This is a genomic window from Pseudorhizobium sp. NPDC055634, from assembly GCF_053618655.1.
This window is the reverse complement of record NZ_JBSHHW010000003.1, coordinates 225,143-243,793: the sequence shown is the minus strand read 5'-3', so window position 1 is coordinate 243,793 and position 18,651 is coordinate 225,143. Positions and strand designations below refer to the sequence as shown.

Sequence of the window (18,651 nt, the reverse complement as noted above, 5' to 3'; positions counted from 1 at the left end):
GTCCATGAACAACAGCGTATCCATCCGCGACCTTTCGCTCTCCTTCGGCGCGGTCAGCGTCCTGCAGAACCTCAACCTGGATATCCGCGACGGCGAGTTCCTCGTCCTGCTCGGCTCGTCGGGCTGCGGCAAGTCGACCCTCCTCAACTGCATCGCCGGGCTGCTGGAGCCGACGGAAGGGCAGATCTTCATCAAGGGGCGCAACGTCACCTGGGAAGAGCCCAAGGACCGCGGCATCGGCATGGTGTTCCAGTCCTATGCTCTCTATCCGCAGATGACGGTGGAGAAGAACCTGTCCTTCGGCCTTCGGGTCGCCAAGGTCCCCAAGGAGGACATCCAGCGGCGCATAGCGCGGGCCGCCGATATCCTCCAGATCCAGCCGCTCCTCAACCGCAAGCCGGCCGAACTTTCCGGCGGACAGCGGCAGCGCGTGGCGATCGGCCGCGCGCTGGTCCGTGACGTCGATGTCTTCCTGTTCGACGAACCGCTGTCCAACCTCGACGCCAAGCTCCGGTCGGAACTGCGCGTCGAGATCAAGCGGCTCCACCATTCGCTCAAGAACACGATGATCTACGTCACCCACGACCAGATCGAGGCGCTGACGCTTGCCGACCGGATCGCCATCATGAAGAGCGGCGTCATCCAGCAGCTCGACGACCCGGTGACGATCTACAATCGACCGGTCAATCTCTTCGTGGCCGGCTTCATAGGTTCGCCGTCGATGAACTTCCTGCGCGGCGAACTGGCGGAGGAGGGCGGGCGGCCGGTCTTCAGGACCCACGGGGTTTCCTTCTCGCTGGACGGATACGACACGGCGGAGCCGCTGACGCCCGGCCGGAAGGTGATCCTCGGGGTCCGTCCCGAGCACATTCACGTCGACAACCACAAGGCAGGCGCCGAGATGCACGACGCGGTGGTCGACATCGAGGAGCCCATGGGCGCCGACAACCTCCTGTGGCTCAAGCATGCGGGCCACACGATGTCGGTCAGAACCGGCGGGGCCAAGCGGTTTGCGCCCGGGACCAAGCTCCAGCTGTCCTTCGACATGTCCGTCGCCTCCCTGTTCGATGCCGAGACCGAAGTACGGATCTGACGTCTCATGTCCATTTCCCACCTCGATCTCGCCGGAACCTGGCAGCTTGCCGAAGCAGGCGGAGCACATCGCTCCACCATGCAGGTTCCGGGGGATGTCCATACCGCGCTGAAGGACGCGGGCATCATTCCCGATCCTTATTCCGGCCGGAACGAGGACAAGGTGCAATGGGTCGCGCAACGGGAGTGGGAGATAGAGCGGCAGTTCGTGATCGATGATCCGGATGGCAGCTGGTACCTCGACGTCACCTATCTCGACACGGTCGCGGTCGTCTTCATCAACGACGTTCCGGTCCTGTCGGCCGACAACTGCTTCCGCCGCTACCGTCCCGATGTGTCGGCCGCGCTGCAGTCGGGCGAGAACACGATCCGCATCCACTTCCATTCCAGCATCGCCGCCGGCGCCGAGCGACAGGCCCGCCAGCCGTTCTACATTCCCTATTCCACCGGCAATTGCCCGATCCCGAACGGCAACATGCTGCGAAAGCCGCAATGCCATTTCGGCTGGGACTGGAATATCGCGCTCGCGCCGCTTGGCCTCTACGGCGAGATTTCGCTCAGACGGCTTGAAGTGGCGCGGATCGAGCATGTCGTCACCAGCCAGAGACATGTCGACGGCAAGGTCGAACTGCATGTGGCACTGACGCTCTTTGCCAGGGATCCGGGAATCGTTCCGGTCCACTTCGGACTGGATGGTGAGCGCGTCCGGCTGGATTGCGGCATCGCGGCCGGGGAGACTGTAATTCACCACGTGTTCGAGATCGAGCACCCACGGCTGTGGTGGCCGGCCGGCAGCGGCGAGCAGCATCTCTACCGGCTGACGGTCGAGATACCGGGCGAGACGGTGACCCGGCAGATCGGCCTGCGCACGGTCGAGCTGTTGACGGACGAGGACGAGGCCGGCGCCCGCTTTTCCTTCCGGGTCAACGGTCGCGAAATCTTCTGCCGCGGCGCCAACTGGATCCCGGCGGATGCGCTGTTCTCGCGCTCGAGCCGGGAAAAGACGGAAGACCTCCTGCAATCGGCCGTCGACGCCAACATGAACATGATCCGCGTATGGGGCGGCGGCTTCTACGAACAGGACTGGTTCTACGATCTCTGCGACCGGTTCGGGCTTATGGTCTGGCAGGACTTCCAGTTCGCCTGCAATCTCTACCCCTCGACGCCTGATTTCCTCGACGACGTGGCAGAGGAGGTGGATTACCAGGTCCGGCGCCTGGTCAGCCATCCGTCGATCGTGCTGTGGTGCGGAGACAACGAACTCGTCGGGGCGCTCAACTGGTTCAAGGAATCGATCGAGAACCGCGACCGCTATCTCGTGTCCTACGACCGTCTGAACCGGACGATCGAGCAGGCCATGAAGAAGGCGGCACCCGAGGCCATCTGGTGGCCGTCGAGCCCTGCGTCCGGCTATCTCGACTATGGCGACGCCTGGCATGCGGACGGGTCCGGCGACATGCACTACTGGTCGGTCTGGCACGAGAACAAGTCGTTCGACAACTACCGTTCCGTGCGCCCGCGCTTCTGCTCGGAGTTCGGCTTCCAGTCCTATACCTCGCTGCCGGTCATCCAGACCTATGCGGCACGCGAGGACATGAACATCGCTTCGCCCGTGATGGAGCACCACCAGAAGAACGCCGGCGGCAACGAGCGTATCGCGGCGACCATGTTCCGCTATTTCCGGTTCCCGCGAGACTTCGCCAACTTCGTCTATCTCAGCCAGGTGCAGCAGGCGCTGGCGATCCGCACCGCGGTGGATTACTGGCGGTCGCTGAAGCCTCACTGCATGGGCACGCTCTACTGGCAGCTCAACGATACCTGGCCGGTCGCGTCCTGGTCGAGCCTCGACTATGGCGGCGGCTGGAAGATCCTCCATTACGTGGCGCGCCGCTTCTTCCAGCCGGTGGCGGTCGCCGCGATCCCGTCGGAGGACGGCACGGAGATCCGCATCTCGCTGGTCAACGACACGATCGACGACATCACCGTGACCATCAATCTCTCGATGGTTGCGCTGGACGGCCGCCGGACGTCGCTCCGAAGCGTGGAGGCGGTCTGCTCTCCCGATGCGGCGGTGACCGCGATAACCCTGCCGGCGACGGATATCTTGCCCCAGGGCATCCTTTTCTGGAGCTTTACGGCCTCGAACGGCACGGGCGGCGAGGGGCACTTCGTACCCGGGACGTACAAGGCGCTCGAGCTCGAGCCGCCAGGTCTCGAAACCCTCGTGTCCCCGACCGGTGACGGAAGCTTCGACATCCTCGTCGAGGCCTCGGGGCTGGCCCTCTTCGTGATGGTCGAGAGCGATACGCCCGGGCGCTACTCCGACAATGCCTTCGATCTTGCTGCGGGCGAAAACCGCAGGATCACCTTCACTCCTTCGGTGCCGGGGGCGGGCACGCCCGCGTTCCGGACCTACGACCTCTATTCCTGCCAGGCGGCGGGTTGAACACTTTCTTGCAGACGGGCCACGAGGCCCAGGGAGGATGACATGACCAGACTCGGCTTCCAGCTCTACAGCGCCCGCAACTTCCCGCCTCTCGCGGATACCCTGAGCGCGCTCGCCAAGGCGGGCTACGCGGAGGTGGAGGGGTACGGCGCCCTCTACGCCAGCATGGACGAGAGCCAACTGAAGGCCATGAAGGCGGATCTAGAGGCCAACGGCCTGACCATGCCGACCGGGCATTTCGGCCTCGATCTTCTCGAGAAGCAGCCGGAACAGGCCCTGCTGATCGCCAAAACGCTCGGGATGGAGGCGATCTACTGCCCTCATCTCGTCGCGGACCTTCGCCCGACCGATGCGGCCGGCTGGCGCGCTTTCGGCAAGCGGCTGTCGGAAGCCGGAAAGCGCTATCGCGACGCCGGCTACACGTTCGGATGGCATAACCATGACTTCGAGTTCAAGGCGCTGTCCGACGGGACCCTGCCGCAGGAGCGGATCTTCGAGGGAGGCCCCGATCTTTCCTGGGAGGCGGACATCGCCTGGGTCATCCGCGGCGGAGCGGACCCGCTCGCCTGGATCGACCGCTTCGGCGACCGCATCACCGCCGTGCACGTCAAGGACATCGCGCCTGCCGGCGAGAATGCCGACGAGGACGGCTGGGCGGACGTGGGACACGGGACGGTCGACTGGAAGGGGCTGATGAAGGTCCTCCGGAGCAAGACGCCGGCGAAGCACTTCATCGTCGAGCATGACAATCCAAACGACCTGGAGCGGTTGATTTCCCGGTCCATCGCCGCCTTCAAGACCTATTGAGACAACTGCATTTCGGAGCCCACCATGGCCAAGGAACTCGGCGTCGGCATCATCGGATGCGGCAATATTTCCATCACCTACCTGGCGCTGGCGCCGCTGTTCAAGGGCATCAAGATGCTCGCCTGCGCCGACCTCAACCGCAGCGCAGCGGAACTGCGGGCGGAGGAATACGGCGTCAAGGCGCAGTCGATCGACGAACTGCTCGCCAATGACGAACTGGACGTCATCGTCAACCTGACCATCCCCGACGCGCATTTTGCGGTCTCACGGGCGATCCTCGAGGCGGGCAAGCACGTCTATTCGGAAAAGCCGCTCGTGCTCTCGCTGGAGGAAGGCGAGGAACTGCGGCGGCTCGCGAAGGAGAAGGGACTGGCGATCGGATGCGCTCCTGACACCTTCCTCGGCGGCGCGCACCAGCTTGCCCGCAAATACATCGACGAGGGCGGCGTCGGACGCATCACCGCCGGCACCTGCCATGTGATGAGCCCCGGGATGGAGATGTGGCATCCCAATCCCGGCTTCTTCTTCCTCAAGGGGGGCGGGCCAATCCTCGATCTCGGGCCCTATTACGTCGCCAACCTCATCAATCTCATCGGTCCGGTGAAGCGTGTCGCGGCGATGAGCTCCATGGCGAGCCCCACTCGCACCGTCACCAGCCAGCCGCTCGCCGGCACGGTTCTTCCCGTCGAGACGCCGACGAACATCCATGCGCTGCTCGAATTCGTGAATGGCGCGACGATCACGATGTCGACCAGCTGGGATGTCTGGTCGCATCGCCACGGCAACATGGAACTCTACGGCACGGATGGCTCGCTCTACGTCCCCGACCCGAACTTCTTCGGCGGGCTCGTCGAGGCGTCCGGTCGCGACAAGGACATCAAGCCGCTGTCGGAATGGAACCATCCGTTCTCGAAGCCGAACCAGGAACATGCCAACGGCCCCCGGGCGAACTATCGCACCGCCGGGCTCGCGGACATGGCGATGGCGCTGATCGAGAACCGCGACCCGCGCTGCTCGCTCGAAAGGTCGCTGCACGGCATCGACGTGCTGACCTCGATCCTCAGGTCGGGCGAGGAGGGGCGCTTCATCGAAATGACGACGACCTGCACCCAGCCGGCGCCGCTCGGCATCGACGAGGCGCTGGCGCTTCTGCGCTGATGGGCTATCACTGCGAGGCGGGCCGTCCGTGCCCGCTTCGCATCAGGCCAGAAGGAGGATGTCGTGGGCTGGCAACCGGCAGACGATCGCTATTCGAAAATGGAGTACAACCGCTGCGGACGCTCGGGGCTCAAGCTTCCGGCCGTCTCGCTCGGCCTCTGGCACAATTTCGGCAACGACACGCCGCATGAGCGCAAGCAGGCGATCTGCCGCAAGGCGTTCGATCTCGGGATTACCCATTTCGACCTCGCCAACAATTACGGGCCGCCGGGCGGAAGCGCGGAGACAGCCTTCGGCGAGATCCTGCGGGCGGATTTCGCAGGGTATCGCGACGAACTGATCATCTCGTCCAAGGCGGGCTACGGGATGTGGCCCGGGCCCTATGGCGAATGGGGGAGCCGCAAGTACCTGATCGCCTCGTGCGACCAGAGCCTGAAGCGCATGGGTCTCGACTATGTCGACATCTTCTATTCGCACCGCTTCGATCCGGAGACGCCGCTTGAGGAAACCTGCGGCGCGCTCGACCAGATCGTCCGGTCGGGCAGGGCGCTCTATATCGGCATCTCCTCCTACAATTCGCAGCGCACCCGGGAGGCGGCCGCGATCCTGAAGGAACTCGGCACGCCGATCCTCATCCACCAGCCCAGTTATTCGATGATCAATCGGTGGATCGAGGAGGACGGACTGCTGGACACGATCGAGGAGCTGGGCATCGGCTCCATCGTGTTCTCGCCGCTTGCGCAAGGCATGCTCACCTCCAAGTATCTCGGCGGCATTCCGGACGACAGCCGGGCGGCGCAGGGCAAGTCGCTGCGCTCGGAGTTTTTGAGCGAGGAGAACATCCAGAACCTGCGGGCGCTCAATGCGATCGCCGAGAGGCGCGGCCAGACGCTTGCGCAGATGGCGATCGCCTGGGTGCTGCGCGGCGGCCGGGTGACCACGGCGCTGATCGGCGCGAGCCGGCCGGAACAGGTCGAGGATTGCGTCCGGGCTCTCGACAACCCGGACTTCACGCCGGACGAACTCGCCGAGATCGACAGGCATGCCCGGGAAGGCAACATCAACCTGTGGGCCGCCTCGGCGGAACGGCAGGGGCCGAAACGCTAGAGAAGAACGGCTCCAGCCTCCGGGGACGGGGCTGGAGGGGCATTATCCTGGAGGAGACATCATGATCCGCAATCCGATCCTGCCGGGTTTCAATCCGGACCCGTCCATCTGCCGCGTCGGTGAGGATTACTACATCGCTACCTCCACCTTCGAATGGTATCCGGGCGTGCAGATCCACCACTCCAGGGACCTCGTGAACTGGACGCTGGTGCGGCGCCCCCTGGAGCGGCAAAGCCAGCTCGACATGCGTGGCAATCCCGACAGCTGCGGGATCTGGGCACCGTGCCTTTCCTACGCGGACGGGCTGTTCTGGCTCGTCTATACCGACGTGAAGCGCTACGACGGCAACTTCAAGGACGCCCACAACTACATCGTCACCGCTCCCCGGATCGAGGACGAGTGGTCCGACCCCGTCTACGTGAATTCATCCGGCTTCGATCCGTCGCTCTTCCACGACGATGACGGTCGCAAGTGGTTCGTGAACATGCAGTGGAACCATCGGACCGAAAGCTATGGCGGCGCGCCGAAGAGTCCGGCCTTCGACGGCATCCTGCTGCAGGAATGGGACCCGCAGACGAAGGCTCTGAAGGGGCCGATCCGCAACATCTTCGCGGGCAGCCCGCTCGGCCTCGTGGAGGGTCCGCACCTCTTCAAGCGCAACGGCTGGTACTACGTGACGACCGCCGAAGGGGGGACCGGTTACAATCACGCCGTGACAATGGCACGCGCGCGTTCGATCGATGGGCCCTACGAGATGCATCCGAACCTGCATCTCATCACGTCCAAGGATGCACCGGACGCGGTGCTGCAGAGGGCAGGGCACGGGCAGTATGTCGAGACGCCGGACGGGCAGGCGTATCACACGCATCTCTGCGGCCGGCCCATGCCGCCGAAGCGGCGCTGCACGCTCGGCCGCGAAACCGCGCTGCAGAAATGCGTCTGGAAGGACGACGACTGGCTTTACCTCGCGCAGGGCGGTGTCGTTCCGGAGGTCGACGTCCCGGCGCCCACGGATGTCGAGCCGAACGAGCAGCCGGTGCGGATCGAGACGCAGTTTTCTCCCGGTCCGCTGCCGATGGAATTCCAGTGGCTTCGCACGCCCCAGCCGGAGCGCATCTTCAGCCTGTCGGAGAGACCCGGGCATCTGCGCCTCTACGGTCGCGAAAGCATCGGTTCCTGGTTCGAGCAGGCGCTGGTGGCACGCCGGCAGGAGCATCATTCCTTCCGCGCCGAGACGACCATCGACTTTACCCCCGATACCTATCAACAGGTGGCGGGCCTGACGCACTACTACAACCGGCACAAGTTCCACGCCGTGGTGGTGACGCTGCACGAAAGGCTCGGGAGGGTGGTGACGATCTTCTCCTGCCCCGGCGACTTCCCGCACGGGCGGATGGTCTTTCCTGCCGACAGCGGGGTCTCGATCCCGGACGGACCGGTCGACCTTGCTATGGAAATCAGGGAGAATGACCTGCAGTTCTCCTGGCGTGCCGGCGGCAGCAACGATTGGCAGGCGCTCGGACCAGCGCTCGATGCGGGCGTCATTTCCGATGAGGGCGGGCGCGGCGAACACGGGTCGTTTACCGGGGCGTTTGCCGGCATGGTTGCCTTCGACACATCCGGGCGGGGCCGCCCCGCGGACTTCAGCCGTTTCGTCTACGAGGCGTTGTCAGGATGAGGTTGTACATAAGGCAACATGAATAAGTCGCGGCGATCATTACATAAGTGTAATCTTAAGTTCAGACTTCGTTCATCGCAAAGCGCCTAGCGTCGTTCTCGTCAACAACACGAGGAAGACCGATGAAGAAGCTCGTTACGCTCATGCTTGCCGCCACCGTCCTTGCCGCTCCTGCCGCGCACGCCTTTGACCATCAGCGCGGTCACGACCGTGGCCGCCATGTCGAGCGTCCCGCCAAGATGGACAAGAAGGTGGTCCGGAAGCATCGCTGGAGCAAGGGGCATCGGATGTCGGCCGCCGAGCGTCGCCACATGCGCGACGTGCGGGATTATCGTCGCCACCGGCTCTCCGCGCCGCCGCGCGGCCATCGCTGGGTCCAGGTCGACAACGACTTCCTGCTGGTCGGGATCACCTCGGGCATCATCGCGGGGATCATCGCCGGCCGGTGACCTGAGAAAAGGGGGCGGCAGCGGCCGCCCCTCACGCCCCGGCGGAGCGTATCATCCGCCCGAAAGGCATTCGTTCAGGCTGGTCGCGATCGAGCGCATCAGTTCGAAGTAGAGATCGGGGCCTTCCGCCAGCGTCGCGCCTTCGGGGTCGAGCGTTCCGGAACGGGCATCGGTTCCTTCCGTCACCACCTGGATCAGCTTCGGCTCGAACTGGGGTTCGGCGAAGACGCAGGCCGCCCCCAGCGTTTTGATGCGGTCCTGGATTTCCCTGACGCGCTCAGCGCCCGGCATGATTTCCGGACTGACGGTGATCGAGCCCACCACGCGCACGCCGTAATGGTCTTCGAAATACTGGTAGGCGTCATGGAAGACGACGAAGGGCTTGTCCTTTACCGGCGCCACCGTTCCGGCAATTTCCCTGTCGAGGGCGTCGATCTTCTGGCTTAGCGTCTCGAGGTTGGCGCCATAGGCCTTCGCGTTTTCGGGATCGGCGGCGGAAAGCGCCTTCTCGATCGCGACGGCCATCGCCTTGGCGTTCGACGGGTCGAGCCAGAGGTGTGTGTCGAATTCCCCATGGTCATGGGAGTGTTCGTCGGTCTCACCGGAATGCTCCTCGTGATCATGATCGTGGTCATGATCTTTCGCATGCCCGGCCTCCTCGTGCTCCCCGTGGTCGTGTGCCTCGAAGGCGCCTCCCTCACGGAAGGGAAGCTTCGTAAGGCCCTGCGCCTCGTCGAGCTCGATCACCGTCGCGTCCGATGCCAGCGCCGTCAGCGGCTTCTCCAGGAAGGCCTCCATGTTGGGACCCATCCAGAAGACCAGGTCCGCCTCCTGCACGGCGCGGGCGTTGGACGGCTTCATCGTGAAGGTGTGCGGCGAGGCGGCCCCCTCGACGATCAGCGCCGGCTCGCCGACACCCTCCATGACGGCTGCGACCAGCGAGTGGATCGGCTTGATCGAGACGACGACATTCGGCGCCGCATTGGCGGCGGTGGCGCCGAAAAGGATGGAAGTGGACAGAAGCAGGGCCGGGACTTTCATCGCGCATTTCCTTCCAGGTTCGACTGCATGCAAACGTAATGTTATTACATCAATTGCGTTATGCTATAACGTGTGTCATATCGACAGGCAACAGGGCGCAAGAAAAAGATGCTGATGGAAAACAAGGGCGGGCCACCACTTTCCGATCAACTGGTAGACCTGCAGAAGGCCGGCATCCAGCGCAGCGGGCGCTGGCTCGTGCGGGGCGTCGATCTTTCCATCGGACGCGGCGAAATCCTTACCCTCATAGGCCCCAATGGCGCGGGCAAGTCGACCACCGCCAAGCTCGTCACCGGAGTGCTTCGCCCGGACGAGGGGAGCGTCACGCGCCGCCCGGATATCCGCATCGGATATGTGCCGCAGAAGCTCTCCATCGACTGGACCATGCCGCTGACCGTCCGCAGGCTGATGCGCCTGACGGACGGCCATTCCGATGCCGACCTCCTCGCCGCCCTGGAGGCGACCGGGATCAGGCACCTTGCCGACGCCGAGGTGCGCCATCTCTCCGGAGGCGAGTTCCAGCGCGCGCTTCTTGCACGGGCGATAGCGCGAAAGCCGGATCTCCTGGTGCTGGACGAGCCGGTACAAGGCGTGGATTTCGCCGGCGAGACCGCGCTCTACGATCTCATCCGCCAGATCCGGGACACGACCGGCTGCGGCATCCTGCTCATCTCGCACGACCTTCACATGGTGATGGCCGCGACGGACACGGTGATCTGCCTCAACGGACATGTCTGTTGCCGCGGCACGCCCGACAGCGTCAGCCGCAGCGAGGACTACCAGCGGCTCTTCGGCGTCAATGCCCGTGCCGTGGCACGCTACAGCCACCAGCATGATCACACTCATCTGCCGGACGGGCGCGTGCTGCATGGCGACGGCTCGATCACCGACCACTGCCATCCGGAAGACGGCCACCATCACCACGGGGAAGATCACGGTCCCGATCATCCGCAGGGCGAGCACGGCCATCATCACGACCATGACCATGCGCATGGCCACGGGCACGGCCACCATGCCGAGGGCGGGGCCGGGAGCGGGAGCGGGAGCGGGAAGACATCGCACCATGCTTGACGATTTCTTTCTTCGCGCCCTGATCGCCGGCGTCGGCGTGGCGCTGACCGCGGGTCCCCTCGGCTGCTTCGTCGTCTGGCGGAGGATGGCCTATTTCGGGGATACCATGGCGCATTCCGCGCTGCTCGGCGTGGCGCTCTCACTGCTCTTCCAGCTGAACCTTCTTGTCAGCGTCTTCGCGGTCGCCGTCGCGGTCTCCCTGCTGCTCCTCCTGCTGCAGCGGCGACAGGCATTGTCGTCCGATGCGCTGCTCGGCATCCTGTCGCATTCGACGCTGGCGATCGGGCTGGTGATCGTCGCCTTCATGAGTTGGGTCCGGATCGACCTGATGGCCTTCCTCTTCGGCGACATCCTCGCCGTCACCACGGGCGATATCGCGCTGATCTTCGGCGGCGGCCTGCTGGTGCTCTCGGTCGTCGCATGGCTCTGGCGCCCCCTGGTCGCCTCCACCGTCAGCGAGGAAATCGCCGAGGCGGAGGGGTTGAAGCCGGAGCGGGCACGCCTCGTCTTCATGCTGCTGATGGCGCTCGTCATCGCGATTGCCATGAAGATCGTCGGAATCATGCTGATCACCGCGCTGCTGATCATCCCCGCCGCCACCGCCCGGCGATTTTCCGCGAGCCCGGAGCGGATGGCGGTGCTTGCGTCGCTCATCGGCGTTGCCGCGGTTGTAGGAGGGCTGTTCGGCTCCCTACATTACGATACGCCGTCCGGTCCCTCGATCGTCGTCGCAGCGCTGCTGCTCTTCATCGTCAGCCTGTTGCCGCTCAGACGCGCCGGGACCGACAGCGCCACCAGAGGAATGCGCCCATGACCGCTGCCGCCCTGACCAAGAACCAGACGCTGGTCTTCGACGTCCTGTCGAAATCAGACGCGCCGCTCAGCGCCTATACGATCCTCGACAAGCTGAGGGACCAGGGCTTCCGCGCGCCGCTCCAGGTCTACCGTGCGCTCGACAAGCTTCTGGAGCGCGGCCTGGTGCACCGGCTCGAAAGCCTCAATGCCTTCGTGGCCTGCGCGCACCAGGAAAAGGAGTGCTGCGGCGGCCATGGCCATGGGACCGTGGCGTTCGCGATCTGCGACAGCTGCGGGCATGTGGTCGAATTCCACGACCACGCGGTCGATCACCGGCTCGAGGACTGGGCCAGGCAGCGCAACTTCAGGCCCGCAAAGACGACCATCGAGATTCGCGGCCTCTGCCAGGCCTGCGCCGCCTGATCATTGATCCTGGGCACTGCGTATCGGTTCCGGGCCAGCCGCAGGTGATGCGGGCAGCCCGGAAATGCTCGGCTTTGGGCGGTGATCCTTTTCCCTCCGTACCAAAAGTTGACCGCCCGGCCGTTCTCGCCTATAGAGAGACATCGATGGTTTGTTTGCCGATATTTGTTGTTTTCCGCGCCTGGCGCGTTTCTTGACGAAATTCCCTCTCTCAAAGATCGAAACCCCGCCGGGCGTCGTCCGGTGGCTATTCTCGTTGCTAAGAAAGGGTTCGTTATGACCACTGGCACAGTAAAATGGTTCAACTCCACCAAGGGCTTCGGCTTCATTCAGCCGGACGACGGCAGCGCCGACGTATTCGTCCACATCTCGGCCGTAGAACGCGCCGGCATGGGCTCGATCGTCGAGGGCCAGAAGCTCGGTTTTGAACTTGAGCGCGATCACAAGTCGGGCAAGATGTCCGCAGGCCAGCTTCGCGCTGCCTGACGTTTTCAGCCGCCAATGACCACGGATGTACTGGCATTGCGGCAAGACGTTCAAGAAGGCTGGGCGCTGCGTCTGGCCTTTTTCCGTTTCCGGCCAAGGTCACTCCGGACCACCGGGCCAGGCGGAAGCCATCGACAACCCAGATGACAATCAGGAGGATCAACGATTGAAACATCCGAGAGATAACGGTTTTGCCGAGCGGCGCACCGCCGCGGCAGATTCAAAGCGCCAGCTTCTGGCCAAGTTCGCATCCGCGCCGAAGCCGACAGATCCCGAAATGCGCGAGAAGCTCGCTGCCCGCGAGGCGGTGAGCCTAGCCCGGGAAGCGCGGCGTGCCGAACGTGAGGCGCAGAAGGCTGCCGAACGCGAGCGCGAACTGGCCGAAGCGGCTGCACTGGCGGCCGCCGCCGAAGCAGAGGAACGGGCCGGAGCCGAAGCCCGGCAGGCCGAGGTAGCCGATCGCGTCGCCCGCGTGATCGCCGACGAAGCTGCCCGCAAGGCAGAGCGCGACCGTCGCTACGCGGCCCGCAAGGCGCGCCAGTCCAAGAATTGAAGGCAGTCTCTGCCTTCCCTATCCCCGACACGAAAGACAAAAAGAATGATCGAACTGACGCCGACCCAGATCCGTGGACTGAAGCTCGTGAAGGACGGCGACGTCCATCCGCAGGAAGGCAAGAAGTGGACCCACCTCAATGCGCAGGTGACCTACGCGAGGAACGACCGCTTCAAGGAGCGGCCGCAGAAGATCAAGTCGCTGACGACGGCCACTCTGGCGGAACTGCGCGAACACGGACTGGTGAAGCCGCTGGATGGCGCGCTGACGCCGGAAGAATCCCCGCACGCCATCACGATGGCCGGCAAGATCCATCTCCTGAAGATCAAGTAAGCCTTGCGAGCCCGCCGATATCAGAGCGGGCGCAGGTCCCGGGCGTAGAGCTTCCAGCGGTCGACATAATGGGCGGCCGACTTCCGGAGCGACGCCACGGCCGCCTCGTCGAGGGTACGGACAACCTTGGCCGGCGAGCCGACGATCAGCGAATTGTCCGGGAATTCCTTGCCCTCGGTGACGAGGGCATTGGCGCCGACAAGGCAGTTATTGCCGATCCTCGCGCCGTTGAGGATGGTGGCGCCCATGCCGACGAGCGAGTTTTCGCCGATGGTGCAGCCATGGATGATGGCGTGGTGGCCGATGGTGCAGCCGGCGCCGATCGCGACCGGGAAGCCCTTGTCGTTGTGGATCATCACGCCTTCCTGGATATTGGTGCCGTCGCCGAGCAGGATCGGTTCGTTGTCGCCGCGCAGCACCGCTCCGAACCATATGCCGACATCCTCACCGATATGGACATCGCCGATGACGGTCGCCGTCGGCGCGATCCAGTAACGGTCGGGGGCAGGGGTTTTCGGCTGGGTTGGCCCTAGGGCGTAAAGCGGCATGATAATCTCCTCCCCGTTCTGATGACCCCGTGGCGCTCGGCCGGGGCGATTCCCTCCTATCCTAACGGCAGCGGCGCTTCGGCAAAACTGGCGAAGGCGAGGCGCTTCATGTATGAGCTGCGGTCAATGAAAGGTTTGCCATGTATGCAGAGGCGTTGAAAACCGGCCGCAAGATCTTCGCGGTCGCCCCGATGATCGACTGGACCGATCGGCACTGCCGGTATTTCCATCGGCAGCTGACGGCGCATGCGCTTCTCTATACCGAGATGATCGTCGCCGATGCGATCATCCATGGACCACGCGAGCGGCTCCTGTCCTATTCGCCGGAAGAGCATCCCGTGGCGCTGCAGCTGGGCGGGTCGGACACGGCAAAGCTCGCCGAAGCGGTCAGGATCGCCGCAGACTACGGGTATGACGAAATCAACCTCAATGTCGGCTGTCCGTCGGACAGGGTCCAGTCCGGCACGTTCGGCGCCTGCCTGATGAAGACGCCGGATCTGGTGGCGGACTGCGTTCGCGCGATGAAGCGCGTCTCCTCCGTGCCGGTGACGGTGAAATGCCGGATTGGCGTCGACGAGCAGGAGCCGCAGGCCGTGCTGCCGGACTTCCTGTCGAGGATGACCGGCGCCGGTGCCGATGGGGTCTGGATCCATGCGCGCAAGGCCTGGCTCCAGGGCCTGTCGCCCAAGGAGAACCGCGAGATCCCGCCGCTCGACTACGATATCGTCCACCGGATGAAGCGGGAGAACCCGGATGTCTTTCTCGGCATCAACGGCGGTATCCCCGATCTTGACGAGGCCGCCCGGCATCTCGAGGTCATGGACGGGGTCATGCTCGGGCGGGCAGCCTACCAGAATGCGGGACTGCTGGCCGAAGTGGACGAGAAGATCTTCGGCGAGACGCGTTCTTCTCCCCTTGGGGAGCCCGACTGGCTCACGCTCCGCGACAGGATGATGGCCTATGCGGAGCGGGTGATCGCCTCAGGCGGGCGTCTGAACCATGTCACCCGCCACATGGTGGGACTGTTCCAGGGCTTTGCGGGAGCCCGGCGCTACCGGCAGATCCTGTCGACCGACTCGACGCAGCCGGGAGCGGGGCCCGAGGTCATCGCTGCGGCGTTTGCGGTCGTCGACCTCGATGCCGGTGCCAAACGGCAGGCCGGCTGACGGGAGAGGCATCACATCTAGTTTACCTGCACCACTCCGGAACCATGGCTTGGCCCTCGGGTTAGATCGCTGTCCCTTGCACACGCGAAACGACAACCCAACAAGGAGCTTTCTCATGGCCAAGCGCATACTTTCCGTTCTTCTCCTCTCTGCTGCATTTCCGATGGCGGCGATGGCACAGACCGCAGCCGGCCAATCCGGCACGACGATCACCAATCCGGGCAGTGCCGCAGACCAGAATGCCCAGGATGCGACGACGCCGAAACCGATGGACCAGTCGGCTGACGCCAGCGCCACGACCGAAGGTCCATTCGTCACGGTGCCGGAAACCGGCGCATGGCGCGTCAGCGACTTCGAGGGCAAATCGGTCTACGGCGCTGATGGCGAGAGCATAGGCGAGATCAACGACGTGCTCGTCAGCCAGGACGGCTCCGTGAATGCCGTGATCATCGGGGTCGGCGGCTTCCTCGGGATCGGCGAGAAGGACGTCGCCGTGGACATCAGCGCGCTGGAGCTTGGCCCGGGCGCCACGCAGGCCGAGGCCGACCAAGTCTCGAAGTCCAATCCGGCAGCCGCGCCGGGCAGTGTTTCGGGAGAAACCACTGCCGCGACCGGTACCGCCACCGGTACGACGCCTCCGGCCGCCGGCACAACCGGCACGGATACGGCGATGACCAACAATAGCGGCACCACCGGCACAGGCATGCCCGCAACCGGGAACGACCAGATGGCCGAAGCGACCAGCGAAAGCGGTGCCATCATGATCGGCGAGGACGGCCTGCCGGAGCGGATCGTCGTCAACGTCACGCGGCAGCAGCTCGAGGATGCCCCGGCCTTCGAGGGCCTGCGCACGGAGACCCAGGGACAGCAGTAAAAACCGCTTTCCCCCGACCAAAGAAAGATCCCCCGCGGCATCCGTCGCGGGGGATTTTTTCTGCGATCAGTAATCAGGGGTGTTGACGAGCGCGAGGATAAGCTGGTGGACCGCGCCTCCCTCCGTCAGTTCGACGGCGTCGAATTCGCGCGATAGGCGGACCCGCTCGTCGGAGAATTCCTTGAGCCTCGCCTGGAGTTTTTGGCGCACCTTCTGGCATTTCGGGTCGCCTTCGGCGGCCAGCCCGCGACTGAACGCCTCTATGTCCCGCACCATGTCGATGATCTGCGCGCCGTGCACCCGCTCGTGCTTCTCGACGCCCTCGATAAAGCGCTTCCACTTGGTCGCGACCACCGGCGGCAGGCCGGACGGTGCTTTCGGCAGCGTATAGGTGATCACGAGCTTCGGCTTGGCGACGGCGAGTATGCAGGAACCGTCGGGCTGGGGACGATAATCGCGGGTCCAGGTAAGCTTGAATCCGGTGATCGCCACGGCCTGCCCGACGCCGGCCGCAGGGCCCCGGTCGCCGATCGAGCGGTAGAGATCGATACCGGTCGTGCCGCGGACCGAATAGGTCTTCACCTGTTCCAGCGGCTGCCAGGGCTCGGCGGGAGGCAATGGCGCAGGCGGAAAGGCGACGGCCGAAGATGGCGGAGCAGGTTCGGCACTTGCGGCACCAGCGGCGATGAAGACCGCCATCAGGCAGGCGGCAGCAGCGAATGACTTTCGGGGAGAAGCAAGGAAGGACATGGTGCGACCCTAGGCGAGAGCCGCCGAAGAGAAAAGGGGCACGTGGCTTCCGGCTCTGCAGACCGCGCAAAAGACGGGGCGGGTGGATGGCGACCCTGCTTCGCTCATCCGATATCGTCGAGCTTTCCGACGAGCCGCTGCAATTGCGGGGTGGCGGCCGGGCCCTCGTCATCCAGGGAAAGCTTGAGCAGGTTTCGGTCGTCCACCTTGAACAGATACCAGTCGATCAACGCCGCGGCGATGTCCGACGCGGAATCGGTTCCGGCGTCCACGCCGTTCTCGTCGCACCACGCTGAGAGGAAGCGTTGCAGGAGCTCGAGGTCCTGGGGCGCAAGCGGAACGGCCGACGGTGTTTCCTTCTGTTGCATCATGTGGCGTACCCGATCCGTAGCGTTCTCCGGCGAGGCGCCAAGAAAGCGACAGCCGTCGGAGAAAGAACTACGCAAGGTGCATGGAGGTTTCGTGGGGCGTGGGCAGAAATTGCCAAAGGATGCACAGGCGATGTTTAACCGCCGATAATTGCGCCGTGAAGGATACGGATGGCGCTCAGGTCGCAGGCAAGACGTCTGACGGCGGGCGGTTCAGTCGCGTGTTCGTGCGTCGGCGATCAGCCGATCAGCCAGGAGATTGTTCCGCCAAGCACGGCGAATACGAGGATGAGCGCGATAATGCGGCCCGTACCGGACTGCGAGTCGACGTCGAAGGCCTTGTCCCAAAGCCCACTTCCGCTGTGATCTTCTTCCATGTCCAAGGTCTCCTGTTGCGCAAGCCTGGTGCGTACCAGCCTGTCAGGCGGCGCGCGTGTCGAAGAATGTCGGACCGGCCGTCGCGCCTTACGCAGACACCTTGCGGCCGCGCTTGCGCGGTGCGGGTTCCGGTTGCGACTGGGCAAGACGCAGGGCCTTCAACCGTTCGGTCTTGCTCTCACGCGCTGCCGTTTCCGCGGCGAGGATATCGCGGACGACGGAATTGGTCTGTTCCGCCTTTGCCTGGGCCGAAAGCTTCGTCGGCTTGAAGATTTCTTCTGTGGGGGCAGTCATTGAATATCCTCTTGTTTGCGTCAGCGCAGACGCGGCCGCTGGGACCGCGCTGTCTTTGTCATCAGCGGCTACGGCCGACGACCTTCTTCTTCGGTGCGGGAAGCAATCCTTCGCGCTGGGCCTTCTTGCGGGCCAGCTTGCGTGCCCGGCGGACACCCTCTGCCTTCTCCCGCGCCCGCTTCTCGGAAGGCTTCTCATAGGCGCTGCGCGCCCGCATCTCGCGGAAGAGACCTTCCCGCTGCATCTTCTTCTTCAGGACACGAAGGGCCTGATCGACGTTGTTGTCTCTGACGAGTACCTGCAAAAATATCTCCTTTCCGGCCAGTGGCCGTCATTTCCCGAGCCGATGCACTCGGCTCTGCCCGTTACATGCAATCCCGCGGGGAGGCGGGTGATCCTGCCCCCGGGTCGTATAGCCACGTGCCAGCACACGGTGTGCACGCGACGTTTCCGCCAAGCGGAAAAACAAAAGGCCGGGACTGCTCCCGACCTTCCACATCATCGCCTCAAGCGCGCCAGTACATCCGTGGTCGCGCGGAGCGATGAAATTCCTTAGGCGGCCTGCAGGTTGTCTGCAGAGCTCTTGCCCGAACGCTTGTCCTGGACGATGTCGTAGCTGATCTTCTGACCTTCGGTCAGGCCACGCATGCCTGCACGCTCAACGGCCGAAATGTGGACGAAAACGTCCTGGCTGCCGTTGTCGGGCTGGATGAAACCAAAGCCCTTGGTGCTGTTGAACCACTTTACGATACCTGTATTCATAACGATTTCCTTCAATCGTGGGTGGGCCCGGTCGTTTCCGACCGATCTAAAAATCGACATTGAGAGGAAATC

The 18,651-nt window shown here is 64.0% G+C and carries 23 protein-coding genes; 15 read left to right on the top strand and 8 right to left on the bottom strand.

Annotated elements, in window-relative coordinates; genetic code table 11:
* Nucleotides 1–4: 4 nt before the first annotated feature.
* The 7 genes from ACWGPT_RS06335 (at nucleotide 5) to ACWGPT_RS06305 (ending at nucleotide 8,737) form a co-directional block, all read left to right on the top strand.
* On the top strand, nucleotides 5–1,093 hold the full coding sequence (locus ACWGPT_RS06335) for an ABC transporter ATP-binding protein (RefSeq protein ID WP_452604749.1): 1,089 nt from the start codon (nucleotides 5–7) through the stop codon (nucleotides 1,091–1,093).
* 6 nt (nucleotides 1,094–1,099) lie between these two features.
* Nucleotides 1,100–3,538, top strand: a complete 2,439-nt coding sequence (locus ACWGPT_RS06330; RefSeq protein WP_452604748.1) for a beta-mannosidase — start codon at nucleotides 1,100–1,102, stop codon at nucleotides 3,536–3,538.
* A 42-nt stretch (nucleotides 3,539–3,580) separates the two neighbouring features.
* Nucleotides 3,581–4,345 carry a sugar phosphate isomerase/epimerase family protein gene (locus ACWGPT_RS06325; RefSeq protein WP_452604747.1) on the top strand — a complete coding sequence of 255 codons (765 nt, stop codon included), beginning with the start codon at nucleotides 3,581–3,583 and terminating at the stop codon, nucleotides 4,343–4,345.
* A 24-nt stretch (nucleotides 4,346–4,369) separates the two neighbouring features.
* Entirely contained in the window at nucleotides 4,370–5,503 is a 1,134-nt protein-coding gene (locus ACWGPT_RS06320; protein WP_452604746.1) for a Gfo/Idh/MocA family protein, read from the top strand.
* Between the two features lie 63 nt (nucleotides 5,504–5,566).
* Nucleotides 5,567–6,610, top strand: a complete 1,044-nt coding sequence (gene mgrA / locus ACWGPT_RS06315; protein ID WP_452604745.1) for an L-glyceraldehyde 3-phosphate reductase — start codon at nucleotides 5,567–5,569, stop codon at nucleotides 6,608–6,610.
* Between the two features lie 61 nt (nucleotides 6,611–6,671).
* On the top strand, nucleotides 6,672–8,288 hold the full coding sequence (locus ACWGPT_RS06310; protein WP_452604744.1) for a glycoside hydrolase family 43 protein: 1,617 nt from the start codon (nucleotides 6,672–6,674) through the stop codon (nucleotides 8,286–8,288).
* A 122-nt stretch (nucleotides 8,289–8,410) separates the two neighbouring features.
* On the top strand, nucleotides 8,411–8,737 hold the full coding sequence (locus ACWGPT_RS06305; RefSeq protein ID WP_452604743.1) for an RcnB family protein: 327 nt from the start codon (nucleotides 8,411–8,413) through the stop codon (nucleotides 8,735–8,737).
* A 51-nt stretch (nucleotides 8,738–8,788) separates the two neighbouring features.
* Here the strand turns inward: ACWGPT_RS06305 and znuA are convergent, their stop codons facing one another.
* Nucleotides 8,789–9,778, bottom strand: coding sequence for a zinc ABC transporter substrate-binding protein ZnuA (znuA, locus tag ACWGPT_RS06300; protein ID WP_452604742.1), 990 nt, complete (start codon nucleotides 9,776–9,778; stop codon nucleotides 8,789–8,791).
* 108 nt (nucleotides 9,779–9,886) lie between these two features.
* Between znuA and ACWGPT_RS06295 the strand changes: the two genes are divergently transcribed.
* The 6 genes from ACWGPT_RS06295 to ACWGPT_RS06270 all read left to right on the top strand — a co-directional run bounded on the left by ACWGPT_RS06295 (nucleotide 9,887) and on the right by ACWGPT_RS06270 (nucleotide 13,439).
* Nucleotides 9,887–10,849: an ATP-binding cassette domain-containing protein gene (locus tag ACWGPT_RS06295; protein WP_452604741.1), complete on the top strand. Its 963-nt coding sequence runs from the start codon at nucleotides 9,887–9,889 to the stop codon at nucleotides 10,847–10,849.
* The gene (znuB, locus tag ACWGPT_RS06290; protein WP_452604740.1) at nucleotides 10,842–11,663 is read left to right on the top strand and encodes a zinc ABC transporter permease subunit ZnuB; all 822 of its coding nucleotides are present in this window, start codon (nucleotides 10,842–10,844) and stop codon (nucleotides 11,661–11,663) included. The genes ACWGPT_RS06295 and znuB overlap by 8 nt, the downstream gene beginning before the upstream one ends.
* Nucleotides 11,660–12,067 carry a Fur family transcriptional regulator gene (locus tag ACWGPT_RS06285; RefSeq protein ID WP_452604739.1) on the top strand — a complete coding sequence of 136 codons (408 nt, stop codon included), beginning with the start codon at nucleotides 11,660–11,662 and terminating at the stop codon, nucleotides 12,065–12,067. Before znuB ends, ACWGPT_RS06285 begins: the two co-directional genes overlap by 4 nt.
* Before the next feature lie 276 nt (nucleotides 12,068–12,343).
* Entirely contained in the window at nucleotides 12,344–12,553 is a 210-nt protein-coding gene (locus ACWGPT_RS06280) for a cold-shock protein (protein WP_452604738.1), read from the top strand.
* Nucleotides 12,554–12,719: 166 nt separating this feature from the next.
* Nucleotides 12,720–13,106 carry a DUF6481 family protein gene (locus ACWGPT_RS06275; protein WP_452604737.1) on the top strand — a complete coding sequence of 129 codons (387 nt, stop codon included), beginning with the start codon at nucleotides 12,720–12,722 and terminating at the stop codon, nucleotides 13,104–13,106.
* Between the two features lie 45 nt (nucleotides 13,107–13,151).
* Entirely contained in the window at nucleotides 13,152–13,439 is a 288-nt protein-coding gene (locus ACWGPT_RS06270) for a hypothetical protein (RefSeq protein ID WP_452604736.1), read from the top strand.
* Nucleotides 13,440–13,459: 20 nt separating this feature from the next.
* Here ACWGPT_RS06270 and ACWGPT_RS06265 read toward each other — a convergent pair whose 3' ends face one another.
* Nucleotides 13,460–13,987 carry a gamma carbonic anhydrase family protein gene (locus ACWGPT_RS06265; protein WP_452604735.1) on the bottom strand — a complete coding sequence of 176 codons (528 nt, stop codon included), beginning with the start codon at nucleotides 13,985–13,987 and terminating at the stop codon, nucleotides 13,460–13,462.
* A gap of 140 nt (nucleotides 13,988–14,127) precedes the next feature.
* Here ACWGPT_RS06265 and dusA point away from each other — a divergent pair, with 140 nt between their 5' ends.
* On the top strand, nucleotides 14,128–15,153 hold the full coding sequence (gene dusA, locus ACWGPT_RS06260; RefSeq protein ID WP_452604734.1) for a tRNA dihydrouridine(20/20a) synthase DusA: 1,026 nt from the start codon (nucleotides 14,128–14,130) through the stop codon (nucleotides 15,151–15,153).
* A gap of 115 nt (nucleotides 15,154–15,268) precedes the next feature.
* Complete coding sequence (locus ACWGPT_RS06255; RefSeq protein ID WP_452604733.1) at nucleotides 15,269–16,027, top strand: PRC-barrel domain-containing protein; 759 nt, start codon at nucleotides 15,269–15,271, stop codon at nucleotides 16,025–16,027.
* 66 nt (nucleotides 16,028–16,093) lie between these two features.
* On the opposite strand, the gene ACWGPT_RS06250 is transcribed toward ACWGPT_RS06255, so the two are convergent.
* The 6 genes from ACWGPT_RS06250 to ACWGPT_RS06225 all read right to left on the bottom strand — a co-directional run bounded on the left by ACWGPT_RS06250 (nucleotide 16,094) and on the right by ACWGPT_RS06225 (nucleotide 18,579).
* Entirely contained in the window at nucleotides 16,094–16,777 is a 684-nt protein-coding gene (locus ACWGPT_RS06250; RefSeq protein ID WP_452604732.1) for a DUF922 domain-containing Zn-dependent protease, read from the bottom strand.
* A gap of 104 nt (nucleotides 16,778–16,881) precedes the next feature.
* Complete coding sequence (locus ACWGPT_RS06245) at nucleotides 16,882–17,148, bottom strand: hypothetical protein (protein ID WP_452604731.1); 267 nt, start codon at nucleotides 17,146–17,148, stop codon at nucleotides 16,882–16,884.
* 236 nt (nucleotides 17,149–17,384) lie between these two features.
* A complete protein-coding gene (locus ACWGPT_RS06240; RefSeq protein ID WP_452604730.1) occupies nucleotides 17,385–17,522 on the bottom strand; it encodes a hypothetical protein in 138 nt (45 codons plus the stop codon).
* Between the two features lie 88 nt (nucleotides 17,523–17,610).
* On the bottom strand, nucleotides 17,611–17,817 hold the full coding sequence (locus tag ACWGPT_RS06235) for a hypothetical protein (protein ID WP_452604729.1): 207 nt from the start codon (nucleotides 17,815–17,817) through the stop codon (nucleotides 17,611–17,613).
* Between the two features lie 61 nt (nucleotides 17,818–17,878).
* Entirely contained in the window at nucleotides 17,879–18,121 is a 243-nt protein-coding gene (gene rpsU, locus ACWGPT_RS06230) for a 30S ribosomal protein S21 (protein WP_452604728.1), read from the bottom strand.
* A 248-nt stretch (nucleotides 18,122–18,369) separates the two neighbouring features.
* Entirely contained in the window at nucleotides 18,370–18,579 is a 210-nt protein-coding gene (locus ACWGPT_RS06225; RefSeq protein ID WP_452604727.1) for a cold-shock protein, read from the bottom strand.
* Nucleotides 18,580–18,651 lie beyond the last annotated feature (72 nt).